Source organism: Thiohalobacter thiocyanaticus (assembly GCF_003932505.1).
In the GTDB taxonomy this organism is placed as follows: domain Bacteria; phylum Pseudomonadota; class Gammaproteobacteria; order Thiohalobacterales; family Thiohalobacteraceae; genus Thiohalobacter; species Thiohalobacter thiocyanaticus.
This window is the reverse complement of sequence record NZ_QZMU01000001.1, coordinates 2426898-2444541: the sequence shown is the minus strand read 5'-3', so window position 1 is coordinate 2444541 and position 17644 is coordinate 2426898. Positions and strand designations below refer to the sequence as shown.

Genomic DNA, 17644 nt, shown 5'->3' with positions numbered 1-17644 from the left:
CGTCAGGACCACGATCTTCATCTGTATGCGCAAATCCATAACCTTCTCCTCAGCGGATCTTCAGTGTGGCCAGACCGATCAGGACCAGGATCACGGTCACGATCCAGAAGCGCACGATCACGCGCGGCTCCGGCCAGCCCTTCAATTCAAAGTGATGGTGCAGCGGCGCCATGCGGAAGATGCGCCGTCCGGTAAGCTTGAACGAGGCGACCTGCAGGATGACGGAGACGGTCTCCATCACGAACACGCCCGCCATGACCAGGTACACCAGTTCCTGGCGCACCACGATGGCCATCAGGCCCAGTGCCGCACCCAGCGCCAGCGCGCCCACATCGCCCATGAACACCTGGGCGGGATAGGCGTTGAACCAGAGAAAGCCCAGCCCGGCACCGACGATGGCGCCGGCGAAGATGATGATCTCGCCCACGTCACGCACATAGGGGATACCGAGATATTCGGAAAAGCGCACGTTGCCGGTGGTGTAGGCGAACACTGCCAGGGCGCCTGCGATCATCACCGTGGGCAGGATGGCCAGCCCGTCCAGGCCGTCGGTGAGATTCACGGCATTGCTGGAACCGACCACAACGAAATAGACCAGCACGAAGTACAGCCAGCCGAGGTCGAGGGCCACGTCCTTGAAGAAGGGCAGGATCAGCTGGGTCTCGACCGGTGCCTGGGCGGTGAAATAGAGCACTGCGGCGATGATCAGGGCGAACAGCGACTGCCAGAAATACTTCCAGCGCGCCGGCAGACCGCGGGAGTTCTTCAGCACCAGCTTCTTGTAATCGTCCACCCAGCCGATGGCGCCGAAGGCGAGCGTGCCCAGCAGCACCACCCAGACATAACGGTTGGCCAGATCCGCCCACAGCAGAGTGGCGAAGCTGACGGCGAACAGGATCAGGGCCCCGCCCATGGTCGGCGTGCCGGCCTTGCTGAGATGCGACTGCGGACCGTCGTCGCGCACCTGCTGTCCGATCTGGTACTGGCCCAGGCGGCGGATCATCCAGGGTCCGACCACGAAACAGAACAGCAGCGCGGTCAGCACACCCAGGATGGCCCGCAGAGTCAGGTACTGGAATACATTGAACCCGGTGTGATACCGGGTCAGGAATTCGGCCAGCCAGAGCAGCATCAGTGACACCCTCCCGGTCGTAACTGGGAGTGCGGCTGCAGCCGCGCCAGCAGGGTCTGCACCACCCGCTCCATGCGCATGCTGCGCGAACCCTTGACCAGCAGCTGCACATCGGGGTGCAGCTGCGTATTCAGCTCGGCCTGCAGTGCCTCGATATCATCGAAGTGCGCGGCTGGCCCGGAGAAGGCCAGCGCGGCGGCCGCGGCCTGACCGCCCAGGGTGAACAGCCGGTCGCAGCCGGCCGCCGCGGCCTGGGCACCGATCTCCCGGTGCAGCGCCTCGCTGTCACCGCCCAGCTCGCCCATGTCACCCAGCACCAGCCAGTGTTCGCCGGGCAGTTGCTGCAGGACCTCCAGGGCCGCGCGCACCGAGCCGGGATTGGCATTGTAGGTATCGTCGATCACGCCGATGCCGTCGGCGCAGCGGTGCAGCTGCAGCCGGCCGCCGACCGGGCGGATACGCTCCAGCCCGGTCTGCACGGCCGGCAGGGAGGCGCCCGCGCCCAGGGCAGCCGCCGTGGCGGCCAGGGCATTCATGGCGTTGTGCCGGCCCGGCAGGGCCAGTTCAACGTCGATGCTGCCGGCCGGAGTGCGCAGCGCCAGCCGCTGGCCCGATGCGAGCGGTGTCACGCCGGCGCTGATATCGGATTCAACCTCAAGCCCGAAGGTCATGATCCGACGCCCCTGCAGCCGTTCCAGCCAGTAGCCGGCAAAGGCGTCGTCGCGATTGACCACGGCCAGGCCCTCAGCATCCAGGCCGTCATATATCTCGGCCTTGGCCCGGGCCACGCCCTCGAGACTGCCGAAACCTTCCAGATGCGCGGGCCCGGCATTGGTGATCAGGGCCACCGTGGGACGCGCCAGATCGGTGAGCCAGGCGATCTCGCCGGGATGGTTGGCACCCATCTCGATCACGGCCGCCGTGTGCTCTTCGCCCAGCCGGGCCAGGGTCAGGGGCACGCCGATGTCATTGTTCAGATTCCCGCGGGTGGCCAGCACCCGGTGTTCCTCACCCAGGATGGCCGCCAGCATCTCCTTGACCGTGGTCTTGCCGTTGCTGCCGGTCACGGCGACCAGCGGGATGTCGAAGCGCGTGCGCCAGGCAGCAGCCAGGCCGCCCAGGGCCCGGCGGGTATCACTCACCCGGATACAGGGCAGGCTGCCAGCCACTGCCGTGCTCACCAGTGCACCGGCCGCCCCCGCCGCCGCGACCTGGTCGAGATAGTCATGACCATCGAAGCGCTCGCCGGTCAGGGCCACGAACAGGTTGCCCCGCTCCAGACTGCGGCTGTCGGTGCTCAAACCGGCGAAGCGGGCATCCACCCCCTGCAGCCGGCCTGCCACGGTGCGGGCCGCTTCGGACAACGCCATGGCGATCATGACGCCCTCCCGGAGGCGAACCATGTCTGTACCACCTCACGATCGCTGAAGTGCAGCCGCCGCTCGCCAATGAGCTGATAGTCCTCATGACCCTTACCGGCAACCAGCACCACATCCTCGGGACGGGCCAGTTCCAGCACATGTTCGATGGCGCGTGCCCGGTCGGGCTGGATGTAGCAGGCGTCCGGATCGGCGGCACCGCCGAGGATGTCCACGATGATCTGGGTCGGGTCCTCGTGGCGCGGATTGTCAGTGGTCAGCATGACGAAGTCGGCCAGGCGCCCGGCCGCCGCGCCCATCAGCGGCCGCTTGCCCGGATCGCGTTCGCCGCCGGCGCCGAAGACGCACCACAGGCGACCGCGGCAGTGTTCGCGCAACGCCAGCAGCACCTGTTCCAGGGCGCGCGGGGTGTGGGCATAGTCGATCACCACCAGCGGCCGGCCATCACTGCCGCCCAGCGCCTCCATCCGGCCCGGCACGGTGGTCACGCCCTCCAGCCGCTGCACGGCCTGCGCCAGACTCAGGCCCCGATCGAGCAGCACGGCCAGGGCGGCCAGCAGGTTGGCCGCGTTGAAGCGACCGAGCAGGCCGGAGCGCAGTTCGGCCCGGCCCTGGTGGGTCACGAGTTCCAGGTGCAGGCCGGTACGCGCCGTCTCCACCTGCTCGGCGATCACGAAGCGATCGCTGCGGCGCGCCAGCCCGGTCGCCTCCAGCGCGTAGGCACAGACCGGGCAGGCCAGCGCATCGGCGGCCAGCAGTTCCCGGCCCAGATCGTCATCGGCATTGAGCACGGCCAGGCGCAGCGAGGGGAAACGGAACAGCCGGCGCTTGGCGTCGCGGTAGGCCGCTTCACTGCCGTGATAATCCAGATGATCACGGCTGACGTGGGTGAGCACGGCCACATCGAAATGCACGCCGCCGGCGCGGGCCTGGTCCAGGGCGTGGGAGGAGACCTCCATCACCACCGCCCGCGCACCCTGATCACGCATCCCGGCCAGGATGGCCTGCAGGCTGATCGGGTCCGGCGTGGTGTGGGTGGCCGGATCCAGGGCGTCATACAGACCGGCCCCCAGGGTACCGATCAGGCCGCAGGCGCGGTCCGGGTTGTGCAGGGCCTGGGCGATGAAATGGGTGCAGGAAGTCTTGCCGTCGGTACCGGTCACGCCCACGGTGTAGAGGTCGCGCGAGGGGTGACCGTAGAAGCGGTCGGCAATGATCGAGACCTGAGCGCCCAGACCGGGCACGGCCAGTACCGGCAGGTTCAGGCCCTGCAGCTCGGGGATGCTTTCGTCGATTTCGTCATCCGGCTCCCAGCACACGGCCGCCGCACCGTGGCGGCAGGCCTCGGCTACATGGCGCAGCCCGTGCTGGTGCACACCGGCCAGGGCGAAGAACAGATCCCCGGGCCGGACCCGGCGGCTGTCCAGCGCCAACCCGGTCACGGTCAGGTCCTGGGCCGGAGTGACCGGGGCGATGCCCGCCAGCAGGCGGGACAGCGGCAGGCCCGGATGCAGTGCTTCGGCCACCATCATGCCGGGCCTCCCGCCGCGGCCTGGCGCAGCAGGGGTGCCGGGACGTCCTGCCGCGGCGCGGATTCGCCATCCGGCGCCAGGTTCAGCAATCGCAGGGCGCCGGACATGACCCGGGAGAACACCGGCCCGGCAACCTTGCCGCCGAAATAGTCCTCGCCGCGCGGATCATTGATCACCACCGCCACGACCAGGCGCGGATCAGAGGCCGGCGCCATGCCGACAAACAGGGCATTGTAGCGGTCCTCGGCATAACCGCCGGCGGTGGCCTTGTGCACGGTGCCGGTCTTGCCGGCGACCCGGTAACCGGGCACGCGGGCCAGCGGCGCGGTGCCGCGGTCACTGACGACATCCTCCATCATGCGCCGCACCGAGCGCACCGCGGCCGGATCCAGCACGGGCCTGCCCCGGGGCGCCTCCTCCTGATGCAGGAAGCTCACCGGCATCAGCCGGCCCTCATTGGCCAGCAGCCCATAGGCGCGCGCCAGTTGCAGGGGAGTGACCGAGATGCCGTAACCGAACGCGAGCGTTGCCTGCTCGATCTGCTGCCAACGGTGATGGCTGGCCAGCACGCCGGAGACCTCGCCGGGGAAGCCGGTGCCAACGCTGGTGCCGAAACCGGCACCGCTGTAGACCTGCCACATCTGCTCCGGGGGCAGCGACAGGGCGATCTTACTGGCGCCGACGTTACTGGACTTGCGGATGACACCGGCCAGATCGAGCCGGCCGTTGTCGTGCTCGTCGCGCACCGTGTTGCGTCCCACCCGGTAATAACCGGGCGCGGTATTCACCGTGCTGTCGCGGTCATAACGCCCGCTCTGCAGGGCCGCGGCGATGGTGAAGGGTTTCATGGTGGAGCCCGGCTCGAGGACGTCGGTCACGGCCCGGTTGCGCACCGCACCCGGCTGTATGGCATGGCGGTTGTTGGGATTGAACGAAGGCTGATTGACCATGGCCAGCACCTCGCCGGTGACGGCATCCAGCACCACCACCGAGCCCGAGCTGGCACGGTGGCGCCGCACTGCGCTCTTCAATTCACGATAGGCCTGGTACTGGATGCGCCGGTCGATACTCAGACGCAGGTCCTTGCCCGGGCTGGCCGGACGGATCAGTTCCACGTCGGCGATTACGTGATGGCGGCCGTCCTTGAGCACGCGCTTGGCGCCGTCGGCGCCGCTGAGCCAGTCGTCATAGGCCAGCTCCAGACCTTCCTGACCGCGGTCGTCGATGTCGGTGAAACCGATGACGTGCGCCACCACTTCACCGTCGGGGTAGTAGCGGCGGTATTCACGCTGCAGATAGACGCCGGGGGCGTCCAGCGCCCTGACCTGGGCGGCCGTGGCCGGCGGCACATGACGACGCAGATAGACGAATTCGCGGTCGGCACGTCGGCCCAGCAGTCGCTGCAGATAGTCGATATCGAGTTCCAGGATCCTGGCCAGTGCCTGCAGGTATTCGCGCGCCGGCACCAGTTCCTGCGGATTGGCCCAGACCGAATCCACCGGCGTACTCACTGCCAGCGGCTCGCCATTGCGATCGGTGATCATGCCCCGGTGCGCCGGCAGCGAGACCGTGCGCAGGTGACGGGCATCGGCCTGGCCCTGCAGGAAGCTGCGGTCGAACCATTGCAGATCCACCACCCGCCACAGCAGCACCAGCAGCCCGAAGGCGAAGACCGCCAGCACCAGGAAATGGCGGTACTGCTGCCTGCCTGCAATGTTTGGCGTCGTCATGGCTTCACCAGGATGATTTCGTCATGGGCCGGCACATGCATGTCCAGCCGCTCGGTTGCCAGCCGCTCGATCCGGCCGTGCGTGGCCAGGGTGCTCTGCTCGAGCTGCAACTGGCCCCATTCGATGTTCAGCGCATCACGCTCGCTCAGCAGGGACTGCAACTGCACGAACAGCGCCCGGCTCTGGTGTCGCGCATAGACCACGCCCACACCGGAGGCGATCACCCCGGCCAGCAGCAGTGCCAGCACCAGCTTCAATGCAATCGCTCCGCGACCCGCAACACGGCACTGCGCGCCCGGGGATTGGCCCGGATCTCCGCCTCGCCGGCATGGCGCGCCTTGCCGACCAGGCGCAGGCGGCCCTGGGCCGTGCCGGTGACCGGCAGATCCAGCGGCAGTTCCTCGCCCTTGCACTCCCTGCGCATGAAGCGCTTGACCAGGCGGTCCTCCAGGGAATGAAAGCTGATCACCACCAGCCGCCCGCCCGGAGCGAGCAGATCCACCGCCTGCGGCAGGACTGTCTCCAGCTCTTCCAGCTCGCGGTTCACATGGATGCGGATGGCCTGAAAGCTGCGGGTGGCCGGATGCCTGCCGGGCTCGCGCTTCGGCACCGCGGCGGCAATGATCTCGGCCAGGCGGCCGGTGCGGGTGATGGGCGTCTCCTGGCGCGCGGCCAGGATGGCGCGGGCGATACGCCGGGCGAAGCGCTCCTCGCCATACACCTTCAACACCCGCACGATCTCCTGCTCGGAGGCCTGACCGAGCCAGTCAGCGGCACTCATGCCCTGCTCCGGATCCATACGCATGTCCAGGGGACCGTCGCCGAGGAAGCTGAAGCCGCGCCGGGGGTCGTCGAGCTGCGGCGAGGAGACCCCGAGGTCGAGCAGCACACCGCTGACCCTGCCTTCGATCCCCGCTGCCTGTGCCATCGCGCCCAGCATGGCGAATGATCCTCTGGTGATATGAAACCGCCGGTCCTGTTCGAAACGCTGCGCCGCGGCGATCGCCTCCGGGTCCCGGTCCATGGCATAGAGCCTGCCTTCAGGACCCAGCCGCTCGAGAATGGCCGCGGCATGGCCACCGCGACCGAAGGTGGCATCGACATAGATGCCGTCCGTACGCACGGCCAGCGCCTCCAGCGCTTCCTGCAGCAGCACCGGATGATGAAAATCCTCCGACACCACTAGGGCCTGCTGGCGCCCGCCACACCATGGCGACGGAGGTCCATTTGCTGCGAGTCAAGGCGCGCTGAGTGCGGTGTACTTGCTGTACATAAGCGAGGCGCAACGTAGACTCGCAGCAAATGGACCCCGTCCCTCCGGGTTGCGCACCAAAAGGCGCCATACCGCGTTGCTCGTCGTTCATTTGGAATGACCAAGCTTCACTCCTCGCGCCTTTATGCCCTTTGGGTATTGTCTGGCGCCTTTTGGTGCAGCAACGCCATGGTGTGGCGGGCACCAGCAGGCCCTAGATACTCAGATTGTCGAGTACTTCCGGAACCGATTCCGTCCCGCCCTCGTTGATCCAGCGCTCGCGATCCTTCGCCCAGGCCTCCTCGTTCCAGATTTCAAACTTGTTGACCAGGTTGGCCAGGACTACCCTCTTCTCCAGGTTGGCGAATTCGCGCAGCCGGGACGGCAGGAGGATGCGACCATGACTGTCCATTTCAACTTCGGTGGCATGGCCCAGCAGCATGCGCTGGAGCCGGCGAACGGCGGGGTTCTGGTTGGGGAGACGAATCAGCTTGCGCTCGATCTCCTCCCATTCGGGGGCGGGATACAGCAACAGGCAACCGTCATGGTGGATGGTCAGCACCATCCGCCCTTCACATCTGGCAATCAGGCCCTGGCGATAGCCCGTCGGCAACGCCATGCGACCCTTGGCATCCAGATTGATGGTCTGCCCCCCGGAATCGGACAAGAATCCCCCCGTTATCCTCTTTTTTCCACTTTCTACCACTTCATCCCACTTTTCGACACTATAGGTAGGGAAGCTGAAGGCGTCAAGCGAATTCGGGAAAAAACGCGAGAAATTCCTCAAGAAATTTCAATTGGTTATAGCTGAGCTCGGCATCGGGAGGGTGAAGCCGTTATTGTCAAGGATAATCAGTTGGTTATATATATAACCTCATAAAATAATTAAGGTTAAACGGGAAATAGCCAGAAAAACAAATAGATACAACCGCCCGGCAGTGTCCTGCGGCCGGGAGTAAAATCCCACCCGGTGGCCCCGCCCACCGTCATCCTGCGGTCACATTCGCCGGCTAGTGTGGGGAAAACAATGCATGGAGAAGGAAATGAAAACCATCACAGCCGTCCCGAGCCACCCGTCCTGCCCCCGGGAAATCCGTCAGGAGATCGCGCAACTGGAACGCCGCCTGAGAACCATGGGACTGGACGGTGACTGTGCCTACGAACGGGCGCTCAGCCAGGCCTATGATGCCCTACTGCTGCAGAAGCGCCGCCAGCTGGCGGCGTTACGGGAGGCGGGATTGTGAGACGGGAGCAGTTCGCAGGATGGGTGGAGCATAGCGCAACCCATTCTGTGGCCGGTACGGCGATGGGTTGTGGCGCAAGCGCCTCCACCCATCCTGCCTCGTCAGAACGGGATATCGTCGTCAAAGCCCTCGTCGAAGCCGCCGCCTGAACCGCCGCCGGCCTGGCTCTCGGCCGCGGGGGCCTTGCTGCTGTTGTAGCTGGCACTGCCGCCGCCACCGCCGCCACGACCGCCCAGCATCTGCATCTCGTTGGCGATGATCTCGGTGGTATAGCGGTCGTTGCCGTTCTTGTCCTGCCACTTGCGGGTGCGCAGACTGCCCTCGACATAGACCTGCGAGCCCTTCTTCAGGTACTCGCCGACGATCTCGGCCAGGCGCTGGTAGAACACCACATTGTGCCATTCCGTGCGCTCGCGCTGCTCGCCGGTCTGCTTGTCCTTCCATTGGTCCGAGGTGGCCAGCGTGACGTTGGCCACGGCCCCGCCGCTGGGCATGTACCGGACCTCGGGATCCTTGCCCAGATTGCCGACCAGAATCACCTTGTTGATACCGCGCGCCATGCGTTTCTCCTGACTGTCTGAATTATCCGTCCGGCCCGGACTGTTATTAACGACCTGCTGCGGACGCCGATACGCCCTCGCTACGGCAGGACATGAACAGTCCAGACCAGGGTGCCGCAAGCTGACCATAATAGGGGGATTCGCCCGCCCCGGCAAATGCCCGCGACCGCCCCGCTCAGCCCCCCACCGCCGGGCTCCGGCGCGCGAGCAGCGTTTCCAGGGCGGCCTCGTCCAGGGTCCCGGGATCCAGTTTGAGATAGGCCGTCTCGTCCTCGGCGACGACCACCGCCTCGACCACGCCCGCGACCCCCGCACAACTCATGCGCCAGTTCCCGGGCCTGTGGCGGGCTGATCCGACCGACCCCGACCACGCGGCTGGCCAGGTAGCGCGGACTGCGCATGCCCAGCGCCACGACCAGCCAGACCAGCGCAGCCAGGGCACAGGCCAGAAACACCCCGGTGGCACCGAAGCGCCCGTGTACCGCCCCGCCCAGACCGCCGCCGATGAAGGCCCCGAGGAACTGGGAGCTGGAATAGAAACCCATGGCCGTGCCCTTGCTGTCGGCCGGGGCCGTTTTGGAAATCAGCGAGGGCAGGGTCGCCTCCAGGATATTGAATCCCACATAGAACACGAACAGGGCGACTGCCAGGCCGGCCAGCCGGTCCTGCCACTGCGCCAGCGCCAGTTCGGCGATCAGGACCATGGCGATGGCGGCCAGGAACACCGGCTTCATCCGCTGCTGTTTCTCGGCCTGGATGACGAAGGGAATCATGACCGCAACCGACAGCACCAGCACCGGCAGGTACAGCCAGGCATGCTGGGCCGGGGCCAGGCCGAGGTTGTCCCGCAGCACCAGCGGCAGGCTGACGAAGCTGGCGGTCAGAATCAGGTGCAGCGACAGGATGCCGTAATCCAGCCGCAACAGCCGGCTGTCACGCAGCACGGCCAGGAACTGGGCCGGGATGGGTTCGGCATCCCGGTGCGGCCGGCTCACCACCGGCTGCGGCACGGACCAGCGCAGGATCACCAGGGCCAGCAGGGCCAGGCCCGCGGTCAGCCAGAAGATCCCGGACAGGCCGACCCAGTGCCCCAGCCAGGGCCCGAGCACCAGGGCCAGGGCGAAGGACAGACCGATGCTCATACCGATCACGGCCATGGCCTTGGTGCGGTGCTCCTCCCGGGTGAGGTCAGCGGCCAGGGCCATGACCGCCGCGGCGATCGCCCCCGCGCCCTGCAGGGCCCGGCCCAGGATCACCCCCCAGATGCTGTCGGCCAGCGCGGCCACCACGCTGCCCAGGGCGAACAGGAGCAGCCCGATGGCGATGATGCGCTTGCGCCCGAAGCGGTCCGACAGCAGTCCGAAGGGAATCTGCAGCAGGGCCTGGGTGAAGCCATAGGCGCCGATGGCCAGTCCGATCAGGGTCGGGGTGGCGCCGGCGAAGTCATCGGCGTAGAGGGTGAATACCGGCAGGATCATGAACAGGCCCAGCATGCGCACGGCGAAGATGCCCGCCAGCGAGACCGCCGCACGGCGCTCGCCGCGGGTCATGTTCGGATGCTGCTCGGGGCTGCCTGACACGCCGGGGATAACCTTTTGCCGATGACCGGGAAAGCGACGTATAGTAGCAGGTTCGATTTACGGCGGAAAACGGCATGGACACCATTCGGATACGCGGCGCCCGCACTCACAACCTGGCCAACATCGACCTGGAACTGCCGCGCGACAAGCTGATCGTCATCACCGGCCTGTCCGGCTCGGGCAAGTCCTCGCTGGCCTTCGACACCATCTATGCCGAGGGCCAGCGGCGCTATGTCGAATCGCTGTCGGCCTACGCCCGCCAGTTCCTGTCGATGATGGAAAAGCCCGACATCGATCACATCGAGGGCCTGTCGCCGGCCATTTCCATCGAGCAGAAGACCACCTCGCACAACCCGCGCTCCACAGTCGGCACCATCACCGAGATCTATGACTACCTGCGGCTGCTGTTCGCGCGCGTGGGCATCCCCGAATGCCCCGACCACCGTATCGCCCTGGACGCCCAGACCGTCAGCCAGATGGTGGACCAGGTGATGGCCCTGCCGGAAGGCACGCGGCTGATGCTGCTCGCCCCGGTAGTACAGGCGCGCAAGGGCGAGCATGTGCACATCCTCGAGAGCCTGCGCGCCCAGGGCTTCATCCGTGCCCGGATCGACGGCGGGATCGTCGAACTCGACCAGCTGCCGGAACTCGAACTCAAGCGTCAGCACACCATCGAAGCCGTGGTCGACCGGCTCAAGGTGCGCGCGGATATCCAGGTGCGGCTGGCCGAGTCCTTCGAGACCGCCCTGCGCCTGTCTGACGGCCAGGCAAGGGTGGCCTTCATGGACGAACCCGGGCGCGAGGAACTGTTGTTCTCCGCCAAGTTCGCCTGCCCCCTGTGCGGCTACTCCATCACCGAGCTGGAACCGCGGCTGTTCTCCTTCAACAACCCGGCCGGCGCCTGCCCGGCCTGCGACGGGCTGGGGGTGAAGCAGTTCTTCGATCCCGAACGCATCGTGGCCCATCCCCACCTGGGCCTGGCCGGCGGCGCGGTGCGCGGCTGGGACCGGCGCAACGCCTATTATTTCCAGCTCATCAGCTCGCTGGCCGACCACTACGGCTTCGACATCGACACCCCCTTCGAGGAACTGCCGGAGGCGACCCGGCAGATCATCCTGTACGGTTCGGGCGACGAACTCATCGACTTCGAATACCTGTCCGAGCGCAAGGGCTTCACCGTGCGCCGCCATGCCTTCGAGGGCATCATCCCCAACATGGAACGGCGCTACCGGGAAACCGAATCCAACATCGTGCGCGAGGAACTGGCCCGTTATCTGAGCACCCACGCCTGCCCCGAGTGCGGCGGCTCGCGCCTGAACCGCACGGCCCGGCATGTCTTCATCGAGGGCCATACCCTGTCCGAGTTGACCGCCCTGCCGGTCGGCCGCGCCCGGGAGTTCTTCGAGGGCCTCGAACTCAGCGGCCGCCGCGGCAGGATCGCAGTCAAGATTCTCAAGGAGATCAACGAGCGCCTGAACTTCCTGGTCAATGTGGGGCTGGACTACCTGTCGCTGGAACGCAGCGCCGACACCCTTTCCGGCGGCGAGGCCCAGCGCATCCGTCTGGCCAGCCAGATCGGCGCCGGGCTGGTCGGCGTGATGTACATCCTGGACGAGCCTTCCATCGGCCTGCACCAGCGCGACAACCAGCGGCTGCTGAACACGCTCGATTACCTGCGTGACATCGGCAACACCGTCATCGTGGTCGAGCACGATGAAGAGGCCATCCGCAGCGCCGATCACGTGGTCGACATGGGGCCCGGTGCCGGCATCCATGGTGGCCGGATCGTGGCCCAGGGCACTCCCGCCGACATCATCGCCAGCAGCGGATCGCTGACCGGCCAGTACCTGTCCGGCAGCCGCCGCATCGCAGTGCCCGGGCACCGCACGCCCGTGAACGAGCTGCGCATGCTGCGGATATCGGGTGCCACCGGCAACAACCTCAAGGGTGTGGACATCGATATCCCGGCGGGCCTGATGACCTGCATCACCGGCGTGTCCGGCTCCGGCAAGTCCACCCTGATCAACGACACCCTGTATCCCTTCGCCGCGCGCGAGCTCAACAAGGCCGCCACCAGCCCGGCGCCGCACCGCTCCATCGAGGGCCTGGAGCATTTCGACAAGGTGGTGGACATCGACCAGAGTCCAATCGGGCGCACGCCGCGCTCCAACCCGGCCACCTACACCGGCCTGTTCACCCCCATCCGCGAATTGTTCGCCGGCACCCAGGAGGCACGCTCGCGCGGCTACAAGAGCGGGCGTTTCAGCTTCAACGTCAAGGGCGGACGCTGCGAGGCCTGCCAGGGCGACGGCGTGATCAAGGTGGAGATGCATTTCCTGCCGGACATCTATGTGCCCTGCGACGTCTGTCACGGCAAGCGCTACAACCGCGAGACCCTGGAGATCCGCTACAAGGGCAGGACCATCCACGAGGTGCTGGAGCTGACCGTGGAGGATGCGCTTTCATTCTTCAGCGCAGTACCCACGCTGAAGCGCAAGCTGCAGACTCTGATGGACGTCGGCCTGTCCTATATAAAGCTCGGCCAGAACGCCACCACGCTCTCCGGCGGCGAGGCCCAGCGCGTGAAGCTGGCCCGCGAGCTGTCCAAGCGCGACACCGGCAAGACCCTCTACATCCTGGACGAACCCACCACCGGCCTGCACTTCTACGACATCGAGCAGCTGCTGGCCGTGCTGCACCGGCTGCGTGACCATGGCAACACCGTGATCGTGATCGAGCACAACCTGGACGTGATCAAGACCGCCGACTGGGTCATCGACCTGGGTCCCGAGGGCGGCGACAAGGGCGGCGAGCTGATCGTGGAAGGCACGCCGGAGACGGTGGCGGCGCATGCGGCCTCGCACACGGGACGTTTCCTGCGGCCGCTGCTGGAGGCGGGCTCTGTTGAACGTGCGTGATTTTAACGCGGAGGCGCGGAGGCGCAAAGTAACCACTTCGTCATTGCGAGCGCAGCGAAGCAATCTCGTACTGCAGAATAGTCAGCCAGAGATTGCCGCGGCGCTGCGCGCCTCGCAATGACGAGATAATCTGGAATTTCGCTGGTCTTCGCGTCTCCGCGCCTCTGCGTCCTCTGCGTTAGCGCCACCCCAGTTCCTATAACCGCCCGGAGAAATGCACCCGCTCGCCCAGGCTCAACCCCAGCCGGATCGCGGCATGCCCCTGGTTGACCGCGATCTCGACCAGGCCGTTGGCGTTCTCGTACCAGAAGGCCTCACCCGGCGGCACCGCACTGAAGGTCTCGGCCCGGCGCAGCCGGTGCACACCTACCTCGAGTTCCACATCCCCCTCAAGACTGGCAGCGCGGATGCCGGTCATGGCGTTGCCGTAGTGATCGATATAGATCACCTGCGCCAGTTCCGGCGGCCAGCCGGGCAGGATACGTTCGGCCGGATCTGCGACCACACCCGGCACCGCTTCGCCGCAGGCAATGCGCGCCGCCACCGGAGCGAACAGGTCACGGCCGTGAAAGCTCGCTGACAGCCGCGGCGGGCACCAGTCGATATCCCACCATTCCAGCGTCTGCGCCCGCATGGCGATCACGTTGAACAGGCCGTTGTCAGGGCCCACGAACCAGCGTCCGTCCACCCTCACCACGCAGGGACGACGGGTGCTGCCCACGCCCGGGTCCACAATGGACAGAAACACCGTACCGGCGGGGAATTCCTCACAATAGGCCGCCAGCAGGTAGGCACCGGCATGGGGGTCGAAGTTCGGGGCATGGGCGAACAGGTTGACCTGCGGAACACCGGGCGCGTCGCGATGGAGCACGGCCTGCATCTGGCCGATGTAGGGGTCTTCCAGGCCGAAGTCGGTGAAAAGGACGATCACGGGGATGAAGATACAAGAGTCAGGAGACAGGATACAAGCAGCACCTTCTGCCAGACTGCAGGCCTGGACATGCGCAGTGCTCCCGGCAAATCCGGCCGACGCCGGAAACGGGCCTGTAGCCCTTATTCCGGCCTACACTCCTGTATCCTGCCTCTCCTCCGGACACAAAAAAGCCGGGGCAGGCCCGGCTTTTCTGTATCCGCAGGCAGAAAAACTATTCAGCTGCCTCGGCGCCTTCCTCGACACCGGCCTCGGGACGGTCAACCAGCTCGACCAGGGCCATGGGCGCGGAGTCGCCGGCACGGTAGCCCATCTTGAGGATGCGCAGGTAACCGCCGGGACGGGCCTGATAGCGCGGACCCAGTTCGTCGAACAGCTTGGTAACCGCCTCACGGTCGCGCAGGCGCGAGAAGGCCAGGCGGCGCTGGTGCACGGAATCGTTCTTGGCCATGGTGATCAGCGGCTCGGCCACCCGACGCAGTTCCTTGGCCTTGGGCAGGGTGGTAGTGATCACTTCGTGACGCAGCAGCGACGCCGCCATGTTGCGGAACATGGCCTTGCGGTGCGAGCTGTTGCGGTTTAACTGGCGTCCACTCTTGCGATGTCGCATTGGTCGTTACCTCAAATCCCAGAATACAGACGCGGCTGTCCGCGCCCGGTCAATACAATCCACACCGCATCAGGCGGTCGCGCGATCCTTGTCCCGCAGCCCCGGCGGCGGCCAGTTGTCCAGGCGCATACCCAGAGACAGGCCGTGAGAGGCCAGCACATCCTTGATCTCGGTGAGCGACTTCTTGCCCAGGTTCGGGGCCTTGAGCAGTTCCACCTCGGTCTTCTGGATCAGATCGCCGATGTAGTAGATGCTCTCGGCCTTCAGGCAGTTGGCAGAGCGAACGGTCAGTTCCAGATCGTCCACCGGACGCAGCAGGATGGGGTCGATATCGGGGGTAGCCGATTCCTTCTGCTCCTCTTCCTTGCCCTGCAGGTCAACGAACACCGACAGCTGATCCTGAAGGATGGTCGCAGCCCGGCGGATGGCCTCTTCCGGATCGATGGTGCCGTTGGTCTCGAGATCGATGATCAGTTTGTCCAGGTCGGTGCGCTGCTCGACGCGCGCGCTGTCGACGGTGTAGCTGACCTTGCTCACCGGGCTGAAGCTGGCATCCAGCTGCAGATTGCCGATGGGACGGTCGTCCTCGAGGCCGGCGCGGGCGTTGGCGGGCACATAGCCCCGGCCCTTGCGGACCTTGAGGACCATGTTCAGCTCACCGGACTGGGTCAGGTGGGCAATGACATAGTCCGGATTGACGATCTCGACGTCGTGATCCAGCGCGATATCACCCGCGGTGACCGGACCCGGGCCTTTCTTCTTCAGGCTCAGGTTGGCTTCGTCGCGGTTGTGCAGACGGATGGCCAGGTTCTTCAGGTTCAGCAGGATGTCGATCACATCCTCCTGCACCCCCTCCATGGTGGAGTACTCGTGCAGCACCCCGTCGATCTCTACCTGGGTGACAGCGGCACCCGGCATGGAGGACAACAGGATACGACGCAGGGCGTTACCCAGTGTATGACCAAAGCCACGCTCAAGCGGCTCGATGGTGACTCTGGCGCGAAGATCGTTGACCTGCTGGATGTCAACGATGCGGGGTTTCAGGAATTCTGTAACACTGCCCTGCATGGAATTTCCTCTCTCCTATGGATTACTTGGAGTACAGCTCGACGACCAGCTGTTCCTGGATATCCGACGGCAGTTCGCCGCGTTCCGGTGCGGCCTTGAACACGCCTTCCATCTTCTTGGGATCGACATCGATCCAGTCGGCAAATCCACGCTGCTGCGCCAGCTCGATCGCGGCCTGCACCCGGGACTGCCCGCGCGCCTTCTCCGACAGCCCGATGGTGTCATTGGGGCTGATCTGGGCGGAGGGGATGTTCATCTTCCTGCCGTTGACGGTGATGCCGTTGTGGCGAACCAGCTGACGCGCCTCGCTGCGTGAAGCGGCAAAGCCCATGCGGTAGACGATATTGTCCAGCCGCGATTCCAGCAGTTGCAACAGGTTGTCACCGGTCGAACCCTTGCGGCGGGCGGCTTCCTTGTAATAGCTGCGGAACTGCTTTTCCAGCACCCCGTAGATACGGCGCAGCTTCTGCTTCTCGCGCAGCTGCAGGGCGTAATCCGACAGGCGGGTGCGGCGCTGGCCATGCTGGCCGGGCGGGAACGGACGGTTCTCCACCGGGCACTTGCTGGTGTAGCACTTCTCGCCCTTGAGGAACAGCTTGGTGCCCTCGCGGCGGCACTGGCGGCATTTGGATCCTACGTACTTGGCCATGTCGACTCCCGCTTAGACGCGACGTTTCTTGGGCGGACGGCAGCCGTTGTGCGGAATCGGCGTCACGTCCTGAATATTGGTAATCTTGAATCCCACCCCGTGCAGCGCACGCACGGCGGAATCGCGGCCCGGTCCCGGTCCCTTGACCATCACGTCGAGGTTCTTCATGCCGTACTCCAGGGCCACCTTGCCGGCACGCTCGGCCGCGACCTGGGCTGCGAAGGGCGTGCTCTTGCGCGAACCACGGAAGCCGGAACCGCCGGCCGTGGCCCAGCACAGGGCATTGCCCTGGCGGTCGGAGATGGTCACGATGGTGTTGTTGAACGAAGCCTGGATGTGAGCGACACCGTCGACCACATTCTTCTTCACCTTCTTACGGGGGCGTGCTGCCGGTTTAGCCATAGCTGTATTTAACCCTGGAATTCAGTAACTAACTGATATTAACGACGAATCGGACGCCGCGGACCCTTGCGGGTGCGGGCATTGGTCCGGGTGCGCTGACCACGCAGCGGCAACCCGCGCCGATGGCGCAGGCCGCGATAGCAGCCAAGATCCATCAAGCGTTTGATATTCATAGAAATTTCTCGGCGAAGATCACCCTCGACGGCGTACTTGCCGACCTCGGCGCGCAGGGCCTCGATCTCACCGTCGTCCAGATCCCGGATCTTGCGGTCGGGGGCGACGCCGGCGGCGTCGCAGATCTGCCTGGCCCGTGTCCGGCCCACGCCATAGATCGATGTCAGCGCTATAACCGCATGTTTCTGCACGGGAATGTTTATGCCTGCAATACGGGCCATCAGCCTCTCCTGCTACACGTACTTACGCCCCGGTGACGGGAAACGCGTAAGACTATCTTGCAATGAACAAAAAATCAATCCGGACGCAGGCAACCTGCCCGGGCCCGGCGGTCATACATGCCGCCTCAGCCCTGGCGCTGCTTGTGCCGGGCGTCGGAGCAGATCACCCGCACCACACCGTTGCGGCGGATGATCTTGCAGTTGCGGCAGATCTTTTTCACAGATGCTCTGACTTTCATGACATCACCCAATCAAATGATGG

The 17644-nt window shown here is 65.5% G+C and carries 17 protein-coding genes and 1 pseudogene; 2 read left to right on the top strand and 16 right to left on the bottom strand.

Annotation, left to right across the window (positions count from 1 at the left end; all coding sequences use genetic code 11):
- Positions 1–49: 49 nt before the first annotated feature.
- The 7 genes from mraY to mraZ all read right to left on the bottom strand — a co-directional run bounded on the left by mraY (position 50) and on the right by mraZ (position 7644).
- Entirely contained in the window at positions 50–1132 is a 1083-nt protein-coding gene (gene mraY, locus D6C00_RS11550; RefSeq protein ID WP_125181848.1) for a phospho-N-acetylmuramoyl-pentapeptide-transferase, read from the bottom strand.
- Positions 1132–2535, bottom strand: coding sequence for a UDP-N-acetylmuramoyl-tripeptide--D-alanyl-D-alanine ligase (locus D6C00_RS11545; RefSeq protein WP_241546854.1), 1404 nt, complete (start codon positions 2533–2535; stop codon positions 1132–1134). The genes mraY and D6C00_RS11545 overlap by 1 nt, the downstream gene beginning before the upstream one ends.
- Complete coding sequence (locus D6C00_RS11540; protein ID WP_125181847.1) at positions 2508–4043, bottom strand: UDP-N-acetylmuramoyl-L-alanyl-D-glutamate--2,6-diaminopimelate ligase; 1536 nt, start codon at positions 4041–4043, stop codon at positions 2508–2510. Before D6C00_RS11540 ends, D6C00_RS11545 begins: the two co-directional genes overlap by 28 nt.
- A complete protein-coding gene (locus D6C00_RS11535; protein ID WP_125181846.1) occupies positions 4040–5773 on the bottom strand; it encodes a peptidoglycan D,D-transpeptidase FtsI family protein in 1734 nt (577 codons plus the stop codon). Before D6C00_RS11535 ends, D6C00_RS11540 begins: the two co-directional genes overlap by 4 nt.
- On the bottom strand, positions 5770–6021 hold the full coding sequence (gene ftsL / locus D6C00_RS11530; RefSeq protein WP_399361257.1) for a cell division protein FtsL: 252 nt from the start codon (positions 6019–6021) through the stop codon (positions 5770–5772). Before ftsL ends, D6C00_RS11535 begins: the two co-directional genes overlap by 4 nt.
- Before the next feature lie 5 nt (positions 6022–6026).
- Positions 6027–6953, bottom strand: a complete 927-nt coding sequence (gene rsmH / locus D6C00_RS11525) for a 16S rRNA (cytosine(1402)-N(4))-methyltransferase RsmH (RefSeq protein WP_125181845.1) — start codon at positions 6951–6953, stop codon at positions 6027–6029.
- A 286-nt stretch (positions 6954–7239) separates the two neighbouring features.
- The gene (gene mraZ / locus D6C00_RS11520; protein WP_170165462.1) at positions 7240–7644 is read right to left on the bottom strand and encodes a division/cell wall cluster transcriptional repressor MraZ; all 405 of its coding nucleotides are present in this window, start codon (positions 7642–7644) and stop codon (positions 7240–7242) included.
- Positions 7645–8068: 424 nt separating this feature from the next.
- On the opposite strand from mraZ, the gene D6C00_RS11515 reads away from it, so the two are divergent.
- Positions 8069–8269 (top strand): hypothetical protein, encoded by a 201-nt coding sequence (locus D6C00_RS11515; protein ID WP_125181843.1) that lies wholly within the window; start codon positions 8069–8071, stop codon positions 8267–8269.
- A gap of 101 nt (positions 8270–8370) precedes the next feature.
- On the opposite strand, the gene ssb is transcribed toward D6C00_RS11515, so the two are convergent.
- Both ssb and D6C00_RS11505 read right to left on the bottom strand, forming a co-directional pair.
- Positions 8371–8829, bottom strand: coding sequence for a single-stranded DNA-binding protein (ssb, locus tag D6C00_RS11510; protein WP_125181842.1), 459 nt, complete (start codon positions 8827–8829; stop codon positions 8371–8373).
- Positions 8830–9004: 175 nt separating this feature from the next.
- Positions 9005–10379: pseudogene (locus D6C00_RS11505) on the bottom strand (MFS transporter).
- Positions 10380–10483: 104 nt separating this feature from the next.
- On the opposite strand from D6C00_RS11505, the gene uvrA reads away from it, so the two are divergent.
- A complete protein-coding gene (uvrA, locus tag D6C00_RS11500; RefSeq protein ID WP_125181841.1) occupies positions 10484–13327 on the top strand; it encodes an excinuclease ABC subunit UvrA in 2844 nt (947 codons plus the stop codon).
- Positions 13328–13523: 196 nt separating this feature from the next.
- On the opposite strand, the gene D6C00_RS11495 is transcribed toward uvrA, so the two are convergent.
- From D6C00_RS11495 to rpmJ, 7 genes are all read right to left on the bottom strand, one after another.
- The gene (locus tag D6C00_RS11495; RefSeq protein ID WP_125181840.1) at positions 13524–14258 is read right to left on the bottom strand and encodes an SAM hydrolase/SAM-dependent halogenase family protein; all 735 of its coding nucleotides are present in this window, start codon (positions 14256–14258) and stop codon (positions 13524–13526) included.
- A gap of 214 nt (positions 14259–14472) precedes the next feature.
- Positions 14473–14868, bottom strand: a complete 396-nt coding sequence (rplQ, locus tag D6C00_RS11490) for a 50S ribosomal protein L17 (RefSeq protein WP_125181839.1) — start codon at positions 14866–14868, stop codon at positions 14473–14475.
- A 69-nt stretch (positions 14869–14937) separates the two neighbouring features.
- A complete protein-coding gene (locus tag D6C00_RS11485) occupies positions 14938–15936 on the bottom strand; it encodes a DNA-directed RNA polymerase subunit alpha (RefSeq protein WP_125181838.1) in 999 nt (332 codons plus the stop codon).
- 22 nt (positions 15937–15958) lie between these two features.
- Complete coding sequence (rpsD, locus tag D6C00_RS11480; RefSeq protein ID WP_125181837.1) at positions 15959–16585, bottom strand: 30S ribosomal protein S4; 627 nt, start codon at positions 16583–16585, stop codon at positions 15959–15961.
- Positions 16586–16597: 12 nt separating this feature from the next.
- Complete coding sequence (rpsK, locus tag D6C00_RS11475; RefSeq protein WP_096367079.1) at positions 16598–16987, bottom strand: 30S ribosomal protein S11; 390 nt, start codon at positions 16985–16987, stop codon at positions 16598–16600.
- A gap of 38 nt (positions 16988–17025) precedes the next feature.
- Positions 17026–17382 (bottom strand): 30S ribosomal protein S13, encoded by a 357-nt coding sequence (rpsM, locus tag D6C00_RS11470; RefSeq protein ID WP_125181836.1) that lies wholly within the window; start codon positions 17380–17382, stop codon positions 17026–17028.
- Positions 17383–17507: 125 nt separating this feature from the next.
- Entirely contained in the window at positions 17508–17621 is a 114-nt protein-coding gene (gene rpmJ / locus D6C00_RS11465; RefSeq protein ID WP_096367081.1) for a 50S ribosomal protein L36, read from the bottom strand.
- Between the last annotated feature and the right edge of the window lie 23 nt (positions 17622–17644).